The organism is Luteolibacter sp. (assembly GCF_039920825.1).
Lineage (GTDB): Bacteria > Verrucomicrobiota > Verrucomicrobiia > Verrucomicrobiales > Akkermansiaceae > Luteolibacter.
The window spans coordinates 24,468-38,145 of sequence record NZ_JBDSCX010000070.1 but is presented as its reverse complement, the minus strand read 5'-3'; the positions used below and the strand labels follow the sequence as shown (position 1 = coordinate 38,145).

The window sequence follows — 13,678 nt, the reverse complement described above, 5'->3', positions numbered from 1 at the left end:
AGGCAGGTTCTCCGCCCCTTCCGCCGGGGGCAAGCGCGATTCTCGGTGAGCCCCATCCGGGGGCGCACCGCGCGGGATCAGTTCGGATCCGACTCCGGATTCATAGTCCAAACAATGGACGTCTGCGGCACTACGATTCCGCCGCCTGCTGTCAAAAGATCGGACGCCGCGTGAACCTCGATGTGACCGTCAGCGAAGATCAGGCAGCCTTTTTGATTCCCGCGGGCGGCGAAGGCCCGGGCGTTTGCTTTGGGCGAACCGTCGAATCCACGCTGGGCCGCCATCGTTTTCTTGTCATTCGGGAGTCCCCGCTCCAGGAAAATCACAGTTTTGACAGGGTCCATGATTTGGGCGAAACGACCCTGACCCTTTACTCCGTCCTCGGATTTCCGTTGGAGCCGGCTGTTCATGCCGATGGCGAATGAAGGGCTGCCCAACCGCTTCGATTCGCTCGGGTAGGGAGCTCCCGGGACGTAGAGAGGATAGGCGTTGTCGTAAAACTTCACGGGGTTGGTCGCACCGATTTCCCCGACGGAAGGTGCATGCATCAGCTTGGGAAGGGCGTTGTACCAGGCTTCTTGATTTTCAGGCTTGGCCGCGTTGGTCCAATCATCGGTGCCCGTCGCATCCTCGTAGGGCAGCAAGCCGTTCTTCTCCGAAACGTAGGTGCTGAATGCGGTGCCCAGCGCTTTCATCTTCTGCATGGTCACCGTCTGCTGGGCTTTGGCCTTCGCGGATTTGGAAATGCTCATAGCGATCGCCGCCAAGGCACCGACGATGGCGACTACGATCAGCAGCTCGATCAACGTGAATCCCCGTAGTCTTGTTTTCATAGTCCTAATTCATTGCCGGTGGGCATCAGCACGATGCGATTGTTTCCACAAGCCACTTGCAGACGTTCCATGAGCTCGGAAACTTTCACACCGGACTTCAACTGAAGGCCGTAGCGCAGCTCCGTCATCATGCCGGCCTGCGCCGAACGCACGGTAAGCAACTCCGCCTGGTCTGCGAACTCCTCCCAAATCGGAAACAGGCGCTCTTCGAAACTCATGTCGCTGGTCATCCGCAAGGTCAGCAAGTGGGAAGCCTTCTTCGGCGCAAACGCGTCGTTTTTTGAAATCAGATAGAGCAGCGCCGCCACCAGCGAAGTGACGATTAGAGCCATCGAATAATATCGAGCTCCTACCACCATTCCGGTCGCCATCGCGAAGAATACGTATCCTAAATCCCGCGACTGGCCGAGGTTGCTGCGGAATCGAATCATCGAAAACGCCGCGAACATCCCGAACGCAATCCCCTGATTCCCACTGACCACCATGATCAGGATCGTCGTGATCGTGCCGATCATGATCAACGCCTGGACGAAGTCCTGTGAATAGCGGGTTCCCTTGTAAGTGCTTCGGTAGAGCTGCGCGATAAACAGATTGAGCATGAAGCTCAGGGCCATCGCCCCCACCACTTCCAGCGGCTGGGGCAAATCGGTGCTCAGGTATTCGTTGACGGTCGTCAGTAGGTCATCCATGGGTTTTTATGTGCTATCAGAAAATGCTGGGCAGCGGGGTACGCGTTATCGCCGGGTCATAACGTTCGAGAGACAGGCAGTACTTGCTCATACTCTGCGATTGGAGGCGAAATTTTCCCGTCGCATCGCGCAGCCAGGTCGGAACCGCGCCGATCGTCTTCACTTCCACGACCGCGATTTCGTGATCTACGACGGGAAGATGGAAATCCGGGTCGTCCGGGGTGAGCGGCTTCAAATCGAAACGACAGCGCAGTCCGGTATCGAAAGTAATGCGGATCGTGCCCTCAGGGCCGCTATCGTAGGCCATCCGGTCATAGCGCACCTGCACCACCGGCCTGGCACCGCCGCGGACTACCAGGTCTCTCAACTCCTCCACCACGTTGCGATCCGCTTTCGAACGCCCGGATTCCAATAAGGATGCCGGGATTTTTCCGACGGACAACTCCCGCAGCGATTCGATCGGCAGTGCCGCGCGGCGCTTCACACCGTCGCTATCGAGCTTGTGCTTGATCTCGATGAAAGCCGCAGGAGGGATCAATCCATCCGGCCGACCATAGACCCGGGACCGCACGCGGCGGCGATTTCCCGCGCCCCAGATCTTCTGCCAATAGCTGTGGCGGTCTTCTGTATCGTAGTATTCCGAAATCACCGGGTAGCCATCCTCGGCACCGCGGTCCACGGGAATCTCGCCCGAGACAAAGTCGCGGAACCTCTCGCCTTCCTCCGCTGGCAGCAGGAACTTGAATTCACGACGATCTTGGGTGGCATCCATACACTTGGTTGCGCAACCTAGCGGCCCCCCCCGGTGCGTCGATCAAATTGACAAAATCTTCACATTTTTTTACTTGAATTGCCGACAAGTTGTTTCCGCCACACGATCAACAGGTTATGGGCACATCTAGGATCCCACGACGCGAAGCCGCCCTAACAATAGAACCCAAGGTAACTTTTCTTCAGTTCACGGACCCTACCGGCAAATTCCGTCTTCGGACTCAATTCCGGTTGATTGCGAACTTCTTGTGGCAAGCCGGCGGAAAAGTGGCTTCAGAGTGACTTTCGTCCTTGCGCCCGAAGAACCTGTTGAAGGTCTGGCGGTCCCGAATTCCCAATGCGGAGGGGCGAATTTTTATTAATTTTACTAAAATATCAATAAAATTTGCATGTTAGGAAGAATGAGATTGCCAGTTGCGGACGGATAGGGCATGTGCCCCGGCGAGAGTGGATCGGATCCTGCTGATGCCTCCCAAAAGCAGCCCCCAGGCTGGCTTGCGCTTTTTCTAAAATTTTCAAATGCAACGACTTACGTCTCAAGCTCCTTCACAGTCGGAAGCACCGACCTCAAAATCTGAAGTCTTGAACGGACGTCCCCGAACCTCGGGACACCTCTCCCGGTCGGGTCAATTGGCTGGTCTTCAATGCGTCTTGCGGAGAATCACCTTCGGATTGCTGGCCGCCATCGGGTTGTTTTCCCAAGTGGCAACCGCCGCCTCGGTTCAACTGGCTTGGGATCGGAATCCCGAATCCAATGTGGTCAGCTATGAGCTCAATTACGGTACGGTTTCCGGAATTTACCCCAATACCGTGGATGCCGGAAACAACACGACCGCCACCATCACGAATCTGGAGCAAGGCACTACTTACTATTTCGTCGTCGTCGCCCGGAACAGGGCCGGTCAGATCAGCCCGAAATCCGCGGAAGTCACCTCCCAGCCCATCGGGCGCGCTTCGATTGCTCCCAGCGGAACCATTACCTCTCCGGAAGACACCGTCACCATCGAAGCCGGTGAAAGAGTCACTTTCAACGGCGAGGCCAACGATCCGAACGGCAACACGCCGCTGACTTACAAGTGGGACTTCGGCTCCGAATCCGGAATCCCGGAATCCACCGCCCGCAATCCCGGCAACCGGAGATTCAACGAACCCGGCACCTACAACGTCACCTTCACCGTCACCAACTCTCTCGGGACTTCCGACCCGACTCCGGCCCGGAAAACCATCATCGTCAGGAAACCCGCCTCCGAGATGGTGTCCCGCAAGCGCTGGAAACTCAAATTCGTCGATAGCCAGGAGGCCACAGGTTACGCCGCCACCAATGCCTTCGATGGCAACCCCGGCACGTTCTGGCACACTGAGTTCAAAGACTCCGCGTTGGTGAAGGGACCCCATGAAATCCAAATCGACATGGGCAAAGCCAGCGAAGTCAGCGGATTCAAATACCTGTCGCGCCAGGACGGATATACCATCGGCGACATCGGCAAATACCAGTTTTACGTCAGCATGGACGGCAAAAAATGGGGCAAAGCAGTCGCCAGCGGCACGTTTGACAGCTCGACCGCCGAGAAACTCGTCTATTTCACCCCGAAGCGCGGGCGCTACCTCCGGCTTCGCAGCATCTCGGAAGTGAATGGCTACACGGATACCAACATCGCCGAACTGGAGGTCCTGAAATCCATCAAAGCGAAACCCGCCGCTTCATCCGCGACCGCCGTTTCCCATGCCATCACCACAGCTTCCCCTGCCATCGTGAGTTCCACCAACTCCGCCGCCGCGGGATCCAACGGCATCCCCACCGCCAGCAGCGTTTCGCCAGCTACTCCTCCGACCCTCACCACCGAAGTCATCGACGGCCGGAAATACCTCTCCCTCACCCTCTCAAAACCCATCGTGTCGGACGGCGTGAAACGCACCGTCCAAGTTTCCCCGGATCTCATGGACTGGTTCAGCGGTGAAAAGCACACCACCGTCGTCATCGACAACGAGACCATTCTCAAAGTGCGCGACAACACCCCGGTCACTCCGGACAAGAAGCGCTTCATCCGGCTCAAGGAAACGTCCCGCTGAGCCTTTTCATCGCCCTTTTTGCGTCTTCTTGCGCATCTTTGCGGCTGAAATTCTTCAATTCACCCTGAAGCATCAACCTCCACGGGATTTCCGCCTTGTCGGCGCGTGCCCTGCTTGGTTGCCTGCCATCCACCCATGGCCGCTCCTCAAAACATCATCGCGCTGGTTTACGATTACGACCAGACCCTCAGCCCCCGCTACATGCAGGATGACGTGGTCTTCCCCGAGTTCGGCATCGACCCCGCGCAATTCTGGGCCAAGTGCAACACCCTCGTCCACGACCAGAAATGGGACGGCGAGCTCGCCTACATGAAGTGCCTGCTCGACTACCTCGGCATGGACAACGTGACTAACAAGCGCCTCACCGAACTCGGTGCCGGCCTGCGCTTCTTCCCCGGCCTGCCCGAGCTCTTCGAAGCCCTGCCCAAAGCCGCGCTCCGGCCCGAGCACGAAATCGCCGGCATCAAGGTCGAGCACTACATCATTTCCTCCGGCCTCAAGGCATTGTTAGACGGCTCGCGCCTCAAGCCCTTCGTCAAGGCCATGTTCGGCTGCGAATTCGGCGAGGATGCCGAGGGCCGCATCAGCTTCCCCAAGCGCGCCATCTCGCACACCACCAAGACCCAGTTCCTCTTCCGCATCAACAAGGGCATGTTAGGTTACGACCAGGACGTGAACGACCACATGCCACCCGACCAACGGCCCATCCCGTTTGAAAACATGGTTTACGTCGGCGACGGCCCGACCGACGTCCCCTGCTTCACCGTCATGGCGAGAAATGGCGGCCAAGGCATCGCCGTTTACAACCCCGACGACGCCAGCGGAAAATCCTTCCGCAAATGTTTCCAGCTCTCCACCCACGCCGGCCGCGTCAAACACATCGCCCCCGCCGACTACCGCCAGGGCTCCCACCTCTGGCTCCTCCTCCAGGAAATGGTCACCGAAACCGCCGACCGCATCTTGCGCCGGCGTATTGAGGAACGGGACAATGCGACCGTCGCGGCTCCGACGTTCTAAAAATGTAAAGGCGCCACTATGAGCGCCTGTAGCTGAAATGCGATTTGCCCGAACGGGATCAAACGTGCTCGATAGACGACCAATCTTACTCAGCCATCATCTTCCCCCGCCATCGTAGGACACTGGCCAAGTCCAGTCGTTCACCTTTGAACTTGATCTGCCTCACCGGTTTCGTCCCGTTCGCGCTTTCGCGTTTGAGCACGCTCGATATCTCCATCCAGCGCACCTCGGCGAACTCCACCTTCTCCTTCCCCACCGCTCTCTCGTTCTGGTCGGAAAAGGTACCGATCACCAACATGACCGGATAGGGCTGATTCATCCAAGTCTTAACCCAGCGCTGTTTTTTGACCGCGAATACCTCAATCCCGTCAGTCTTCCGCTTCTTAAGAAAGGTATTTCCCGCCTTGAGCTGCAAACAGAGGCCCTTGCCAACTCCATTGCCAGCATCGTCAGTGAATTCGACTTGAATATCAATGCCGTCATCCTCATCCCCGGGAACCTCCATCCATTTCTGATTCGCACCCGTGATGCGCGCGCCAACATCGAGCACAAGCAGCTTACCTTTTCTCCGCGTGGTCAGATTCGCCAGATCGTCCGCCTGGAGCTCCTCCACCTGCGTGCGCACAGCTTCACTGGCAAACATCTTTTCCAGCGCATCCCAAAGCGGAAATCGCTTTCCGCATTCATGATTGTCGCACTCGGTATCCGCCGCTCGCTTCTTGACCAGCAATTTCTTCATTAAGGCTTCTGACTTTCCTTTCTCCTCGCCGCAATACGGGCACACGTAATGTCTAATGCGGTGTATAGGATCGTTAGGAATTTGAAGATGAGCGTGAATGTAGTTAGCAAATACAACTTGATCATTCATTGAAACTTTGGGAGAAAAATACACACTTATTTCACCACTGGTGGCGGATTCTCGCATGAGTTTGATGCCCATTCGATGCCCATCTACAAGAGTGTCGAAGTCTGCGGCGTCGCGCCAAAGCTCTTTGAGTTTAAATGCCTCACTATCCACTAGTTTGACGACCAATGTTGAATAGATTGCATCTAGGTATCCTTGAACTTTATACGTTACTACCACCGAAGGATATTTTTGGACGGCTGGCCGGTCTCGTCCACAGTAACTAGGAAAAACAAGTTTGTTTCCTTGGCGCAAACAAAGAGCAAGGTCTTCTAATTGGCGTTCCATTTCACGGAGGACAATTCGTTCTTGATCTCCCGGAAGACGCTTCATCTCTTCAATGCCACCATTCGGATCGATCATCTGAAACAGAAGCTTGCCCTCCGCAACACTGCATAAGGGAATACAACCCATCTCAAATGGATCTTGGCGGAGTGTTCGGATTACAGCTTGTGCGTAGGCATTAATCCACTCCGGCTGGAGCAGGATATAAGAGCCGTAGTCGAGTTCCTTTACTATGCCTGGTCCGTCGAGAAGATTGATTGCCGTTCGTAATTCTTCATCCATGAAGCTGCATGCGGTCGGCAGCCGCTTCCGAAGTTCCTCGCGAAGTTCTTTGAAGGTAGGCAATACCCATTCCGTTCGCCGTAATTTCAGAATCTCGTTTTTGATTCGAATGAAAACCTGCGTGCGCGTGGGTTGTCCTTGCGGCCACGGGATTTTCGCGACAATTGCATCCCGCAATTCCAAACAATTTTTATTTTCTCTCGCGCTTGTCTCGAAATATGTAAAATGGTTTTCTGCCACGAATGCGTCCAGAGCCTGACGATTGATTTTAAAGCCCGTTTCGATTCGTCCCGCGACAAGAAACCGCGGCGTATCCGATGGGATACACCGGTTAAGGGTCGCCTGCCATTCGACCAGGCCCGCTAGCGCATCCTCCTTGTCGGGGTCAAACAGAATTACGATGAGTGCAGAGTGCTCCATATATAGCTGATGGACTAATCGCTGATCGGCTTGACCGCCAAAATCCCAAAGCCAGATCTCACGTTCGCACCTTTTCTCGGAGGCTTGGCTCTTAATTTTCCACTGAGTTGACCAAGCCCCAACCGTGGATCCGTCGCTCGGCTTCCATTTCCCGGTCGCAAGTCGGTATGCCAGTGCTGTCTTTCCAGCCCCTTTATCGCCAACTATTAACACTTTGGCGTTCGTGTATTGCACCATGCCACTTGCTGATTTCATATGCAGTTTCTGTTGGTTTCAGTACATGAAGAAAGTCTACGCCGTTCCAAGAATTAAGGCTTTCTCCCGCCACTTCCTCACGCTGGTGATGTCCAAGCGTTCACCCTTGAATTCGATCTGCTTCACCGGCTTCGTTCCGTTCGCGCTTTCGTGTCGGAGCACACTGCTGATTTCCATCCAACGCACGGCAGCAAACTCCACCTTCTCCTTCCCAGCAGACCGCTCGTCCTCCTCGGAGAAAGTGCCGATCACGAGCATCACGGGATAGGGTTGGTTTATCCATGTCTTTACCCAGCGCTGCTTCTTGATCGTGAAAATTTCAACCCCGTCCGTTTGCCGCTTTTTGAGGAATGAGTTGCCCGCTTTGAGTTGCAGGCATAGCCCCTTGCCGACGCCGTTGCCAACCTCGTCAGTAAACTCCACCTGCATGTCGATGCCATCGTCCTCGTCGCCGGGAATCTCCATCCATTTCTGATTGGCGCTTGTGATGCGCGCACCAACATCTAGTACCAGCAGCTTTCCTTTCCTGCGTGTAGTGAGTTGCGCGCAATCATCCGCCTGAAGTTCCTCAACCTGTTTGCGCGCAGCCTCGCTGGCAAACCTCTTCTCCAGCCCATCCCAGAGCGGAAAACGCTCTCCGCATCCGTCGCATTCAGTATCGGCCTGTTGCTTCTTCACGAGCAACTTCTTCATCAACACATCCAGATTCCCTTTCGGTGTGTGGCACTTCGGGCAGATATAGTGCCTCAACCTTACTGCTTGCTCACAGGTACCTTCGAGATGGCGGTGAATGTAGTTCGCAAAGATCACCTGCTCCTGCTGCGCCACGCCTTTGCCAAAATAAACACCTATTTCCCCCTGGCTACCGCTCTCGCGGGTCAGCTTGACTCCCATGTGATACTCACCCGCCAACGTCACAAAGTCTGCGGCATCACGCCAGAGTTCGGCGAGTTTGAAGGACTCGCTGACCGCCAACTTCACCACCAGCGTCGCATAGATGTCGTCGAGGAAGCCCTTTACCGCGTAGCTCACAAAGACTGAGGGATGCTCCAACACGGCCGGACGGTCGCGCCCACAATGGCTCGGAAAGACGAGCTGGTCGCCCTGCCGCAGGCAAAGGTAGCGCTGCTCCAGCTGCCGCTCCATCTCGCCCAGCACCACGCGCTCCTCGGCGGGCGGCAGGCGCTTCATCTCCGCGGGGGCACCGTCGCGCCCGATGCTTTGGTAGATCAGCTTCCCTTCCGCGATGCTGCGCAGCGGCAGCACGCCGAGATCGTTCTCCGCACTACGCAAGGTGCGAATCACGGCTTGCGCGTAGGCATTGATCCACTCTGGCGCGAGCAGGACGTAGGTGCCGTAGTCGAGTTCCTTCACCACCCCGGGACCGTCCAGCAGGCCGATCACCGTTTGCAAGGTTTCGTCCGTGAAGCGCGGTTCATCCGGTAGGCGCTGCCAAAGCAGTTCACGCAATTCTTTGAAGGTGTGGAGCACCTGCCCTTCGTCCCGCAGCTTCAGAATCTCATCCTTGATCAGTTTGAAAATGCGCGGCGACGTGCGCTTCTCCATCTGGGCCCACGGGATTCCGGTGATCATCGCCGCGCGCAGCTCGTCGCAACCCTCGCCCGACTTAGCGCTTGTCTCATGGTAGGCCAGCCCCTGTTCCTTCGCAAAGGCTTGCAGCTTCCCCCGGCTCGCCTTGAAACCGGTGTCGATCCGTCCAGCCACGAGGAAGTACGGAATCTCGTCCTTCACGCAGCGCCGTAACGCCGTCTGCCAGTCGCGCAAACTGGGCAGGACATCCTCCTGATCCGCATTGAACATCAGCAGGATGAGCGCCGTGCGATCCATGTAGAGTTGGTGAATGAGGCGCTGGTCCGCCTGCCCGCCGAAATCCCACAGCCAGAGTTCTCGATCCACGCCGGGCTCCGCGCTGGCGTCCTTTAGTTGCCACTGCGTGGACCACGCACCCACCGTGGAGCTTTCGCTTGGCTTCCATTCGCCGGTCGCAAGACGATGCGTCAATCCGGTCTTCCCTGCGCTCGTATCGCCGACGAGGAGGACTTTCGCGTTCACATAGAAACTTCCGTCGACAGGCGAAGCCTTACTTAGCAGCTCAATCGGGTTGAGTTCCCATATTCGTATTACGGAATCCTTCTCGCCCAACGTCGCGAGAATAGGTTCAGTTGGATGAAAGGCTAGCCCCGATTCGAAGCTGCCGCCTGACGGTTCATCGAACTGATCGACGGGCATCCAAGTATCTGTTCTCCACACTAGAATCTTGCCATCTTGAGATTTTGAAGCAAGCAACTTATCGTCGAAGGAAAAACTCACAGCAGATACTTCAGCCGTGTGCCATTCAAGAATGATGACAAGCGAACCGTCTGAAGAATTTGAGATACGGATGGTCGCGTCGTCTCCAGCGGATGCTATCCATCGTCGGTTCCAAGACAAGGCCAGACAAGCTATTGAATCGGAATGAGCATGGGCGTCCCATAGGCAGGGCCATTTCTCAGTTAAATTGGATGGATCCCAGAGACGCATGTGTTGATCAAAAGATCCGGAAACCAAAAGCGTCTTGTTGCCAAGCGGACACCACACCAAGTCATTGACACCCGCGAAATGCGCGATCCGAATCCCGATTTGCGTGCCAGTTTTCGCGTTCCAGAGGCGAATGGTATTGTCCGCAGAAGCAGAAGCAATCATTTCACCATCATGTGACCAGATGACTCGGAATACTCGATCCGTATGTCCCTCCCACCCTTCGCCAATCATTTCTCCGGTTGTGGTGTTCCATAGACGTATTTGACCGTCGGTCGAACCTGACACCAGTTGCTCCCCATTCGGTGCCCACGCGACTGTGTGGACTGCTGACTCATGGTCGCGAAACGTGTGGAGGAGAATACCTAAGTCGGCATCCCAAATTTTGACGGAATAATCTCGAGATGCTGAGGCAATACGGTGTCCATCAACAGACCACGCGATGCGGGTTATCAGATCCTGATGTCCGGTTAGAGCAAACCTTAGTTTCCGGCCACTATTTCCCCGGGATGGCGAGGCAATAGTGGTGGTTCTTTCGAGGAGACCATCATTGGCGCATAGCAACGATTCACCCTTAAATAAGACGCATGCATCAACAAGGTTCGAATATTCCTTGTCGCGGTGTTCCAATCCCCAGTTGATATAAAGGAATTGCCCAAGCGAGCCTTTGATGGTGGCGTCGTCGAGCCTCAGGGGAATGAAGCGGCGATCCTTGTTCAGCGGGTCGCGAAACCGGAAGGTGCCGGCCTCCAACTGCGTCCAGTCCGAGCCGAACGCATTCGCCGACATGCAGAGCACCAGCACGCGAGAGCTCTCCAGCCCTTCCTCGATCTTCGACGGGATGCTATCGCCAGGCTTGAGTTCCCATTCATCGAACCAGACCTTTACCCCATCCTTCTTCAATCGCTCGGCGATGTCGCGGACGATCTGCTTGTCCTTCTTGCTGTGGCTCAGGAACACGTCGTATCGGAAATCTTCGGACATGGCTTGTGGATAGATTGTGGGTGAGAGTGGGGGGAATTAGTAGAGTGCGACGAAATCAGATTTGCGGGCGCGGGCGAAGCGTGGGGCGGGGCTTCGGGGCTTTTTTTTCAGCGGTCCCGGCATCACTCCAAATCGTCGCGAGCTCCCGCAGGTGTCCGATAGTTTCGAGCGCGGCTTTGATCTGAGGTTTCGTTGGCTCGTAGCTGAGTTGTTTGTATTTGCCCGTAGTATCGGCGAGGAGCTCTTCGAGCCAGTCTTCGTAGCTCATGTCTCCGTTCTCCGGATTTTCGCAGGTGGTGAGGGTTTGCTCAATCATCTTTTCCAAGGCGGCGAGCATGGAGCGGATGCGGATCCAGCGGTGATTCTCCCACGTCATTGTGGTATGAAAGGCGGGAACGTCGAAATGCTCCATGAGCACCTTGCCACATTGGCCTCCCTGGTCGGTGAGGAACTTTACGAGTTCCGGCGGCATATTCAGATTCAAGCCGCCTTGCTTGGAAGTGAGCGGGATGCGGACGATACGATCGCGATAGCCGGGGAGTCGGCTCACGGTTGCGTCGTTCCAATTTTGCATGGTGGCGATCATCGTCCAGACGAAGCCGGTAAGTTTTCCCAAGTCGGGCTTTTCAACGGAGATCTTGGTGGGGTCGGAGGAAACGATCTGGTCAAAGCGGTTCCAACGGTCCATGGGCTCGCCACCGTTGGTTTTATCCATCTCGGGAACGAGTTCGCTGTCCGCGGTGTCGTCGGGCTTTTCGGTGAGGTCAATGCTGAAAGTAGGACGGCGCGGAAGCGGAGAATCAAAGAAGTGGAGCGGGAGATTGCTGCACAGGCCACCATCGGTGAACCAGCAGCGTTCGAGCGCTTGATGGGCTTTGAGCTTCTTGCGGTCGATCGAGTGAAGTGGGATGGCGCTGAGTAAAAAGGGAAAGCTGAGACTCATTCGGGTGACGACGACGACCGGCAGATCCGCAGGTGCGGGAAGCGGGAAGTAACCGGCCTTTGCCCGGTCCTCCCGCTCGCGCTGCCGCTCCCCTTTTTTGTCTTCTCCCGCAGGTATGGGCCGAGGCCGGCCGATCATCCAATCGACGACAGATTTCGGGAAAAGTCGGAGGAATTCGTCTTCGCGGAAATAAAAAAGGTGGTTCTCGTGAAGGTCTTCGTCGTCGCGGAATGGCAGACGGTAGGGACGACCGTGAGTGAGATTGGTAGTCATCATCTCCAGATTCACGTCGCGAACGTCCCCTTGATTCGGATCGTCTTTCGGATTCCACAAGTCGCCAAAGATGAGCGGGCGGTGGCCGGGCTCAAAGCCAGCGACTTCGTTGAGATACGTTGTCAACCAAGTAGTGAGCGGCTCGGCGGGACACTCGGCGGTAGAATCACTATCGGGCATTCCAGAGCAAAGGCCGAAGTTGTTCCTAGGGACCTCATTGATAAACTCAAGCACGAACGAAACCGCAATCGCAATCGCGGCACCTGCTAGACCAATCAGAATACCGACAAACACCAATATCCACGCGAGAACACCGGCATTGAGCTGAAAAACACTAAACACTGCCAGAACGAAGCCGGGTGCAGCCCCGAGCAGTCCAATTCCGGAGTATTGCCAGATGGCTCGTCTCAACACTGCATACGCCAAGGATTTTCCGCCGCCCTGTGCACTGGTGAGTATATCGAACAGACGGCGTGTCCCGGCATTTGGCTGGAAGAGCAAGAATAGCCGGGTCTCCGACGCGTCCGCAGGCTTTTCAGAGAGAAAGTCTCCGAGCAGCCCGAGCAAAACGAACCCTTCGTCGCCGCCTGTCTTTATTCGCCGATACTCTGCCGCGGCAGCCGCAGCCGCAGCGATTGCCCCCGCTGAAGTGCCGCCGACGTTTTTAAAAGTAAACCGCGTTGCGAGAGTGACGATGGCCTTGGGATAGACAACACCACTCGTAATGCCACCTTTCATCACGATGTCGCAGGTGCGGTGTGGCCGCTGTTCTTGGTCATTACTCATAAGGACTTTCTGGTAAGGCTCTTCATTTGAGAGTCGCAAGCCTGTCCTTCGAACTCTGGCGGAGGAAGACGTCGTGGGGGAATTCGTCGGGCATGATCTGTGAGTTACGCCCATGTTTGATAGTTCGAGAGCAGGCTGCAAGGTTGGAATCTGCCAGAGAAGCCCGGAAAGCCGTTATAAGCGCCGGTATTTCCAAACGACCCCGGTCGTCTGGCAAAATACCGCGGTCGTCGGGCTGACGACCTGGGTCGTTGGCTTGGTGGAGCAGGTCGTTTGGCAAACGACCTGGGTATTTTCACGAAATACCCGGGTATTCTTAAGGAGGGAACGGGTCGTCGGCGGGAGGGAAGAGGTCGCCGGGGATGCGACCGGGGGCGTTTTTGGAAACGACCCCGGTCGTTTGGAAAACGGACGGAGTCGTTCGCCTGAGGGAACGACTCCGATGGGCCCGGCGGTTGGGACGGCGGGGGCTGCCGGGGTTTGGGAACCGACGAGGTTGGCGCGCAGGCCGCGGAGCTTGAGGGTGAGCTCGTGGTCCTTGCTGACGAGGCCCTCGACGAGGCTGACGGTGTCGGTGGAGAGCTTCCCGAATCGTGCGGCCCTCTCCGGAAAATCGTTTTTCAGTTTC

At 56.1% G+C, this 13,678-nt stretch carries 8 protein-coding genes; 2 read left to right on the top strand and 6 right to left on the bottom strand.

The genetic code is table 11. From position 1 onward, the window contains the following. Window positions 1–77: 77 nt before the first annotated feature. Genes ABIQ96_RS20285 through ABIQ96_RS20275 form a run of 3 tightly spaced genes read right to left on the bottom strand, consistent with a single transcriptional unit; the run spans window position 78 to window position 2,294 of the window. Window positions 78–833, bottom strand: a complete 756-nt coding sequence (locus tag ABIQ96_RS20285; protein WP_348216460.1) for a type II secretion system protein — start codon at window positions 831–833, stop codon at window positions 78–80. Next, a complete protein-coding gene (locus ABIQ96_RS20280) occupies window positions 830–1,522 on the bottom strand; it encodes a DUF4956 domain-containing protein (RefSeq protein WP_348216459.1) in 693 nt (230 codons plus the stop codon). The genes ABIQ96_RS20285 and ABIQ96_RS20280 overlap by 4 nt, the downstream gene beginning before the upstream one ends. A gap of 16 nt (window positions 1,523–1,538) precedes the next feature. Continuing rightward, window positions 1,539–2,294 (bottom strand): polyphosphate polymerase domain-containing protein, encoded by a 756-nt coding sequence (locus ABIQ96_RS20275; protein WP_348216458.1) that lies wholly within the window; start codon window positions 2,292–2,294, stop codon window positions 1,539–1,541. 650 nt (window positions 2,295–2,944) lie between these two features. Between ABIQ96_RS20275 and ABIQ96_RS20270 the strand changes: the two genes are divergently transcribed. Beyond that, window positions 2,945–4,363, top strand: a complete 1,419-nt coding sequence (locus tag ABIQ96_RS20270; protein WP_348216457.1) for a discoidin domain-containing protein — start codon at window positions 2,945–2,947, stop codon at window positions 4,361–4,363. 135 nt (window positions 4,364–4,498) lie between these two features. Next, window positions 4,499–5,380 (top strand): haloacid dehalogenase-like hydrolase, encoded by an 882-nt coding sequence (locus ABIQ96_RS20265; protein WP_348216456.1) that lies wholly within the window; start codon window positions 4,499–4,501, stop codon window positions 5,378–5,380. An 85-nt stretch (window positions 5,381–5,465) separates the two neighbouring features. Here the strand turns inward: ABIQ96_RS20265 and ABIQ96_RS20260 are convergent, their stop codons facing one another. From ABIQ96_RS20260 to ABIQ96_RS20250, 3 genes are read right to left on the bottom strand one after another with little or no spacing between them, the layout of a single operon-like run. Further along, window positions 5,466–7,526, bottom strand: coding sequence for a DUF4365 domain-containing protein (locus tag ABIQ96_RS20260; RefSeq protein ID WP_348216455.1), 2,061 nt, complete (start codon window positions 7,524–7,526; stop codon window positions 5,466–5,468). A gap of 36 nt (window positions 7,527–7,562) precedes the next feature. Next, window positions 7,563–11,048: a TIR domain-containing protein gene (locus ABIQ96_RS20255; RefSeq protein WP_348216454.1), complete on the bottom strand. Its 3,486-nt coding sequence runs from the start codon at window positions 11,046–11,048 to the stop codon at window positions 7,563–7,565. Between the two features lie 55 nt (window positions 11,049–11,103). Then, window positions 11,104–13,050 (bottom strand): hypothetical protein, encoded by a 1,947-nt coding sequence (locus tag ABIQ96_RS20250; protein ID WP_348216453.1) that lies wholly within the window; start codon window positions 13,048–13,050, stop codon window positions 11,104–11,106. Window positions 13,051–13,678 lie beyond the last annotated feature (628 nt).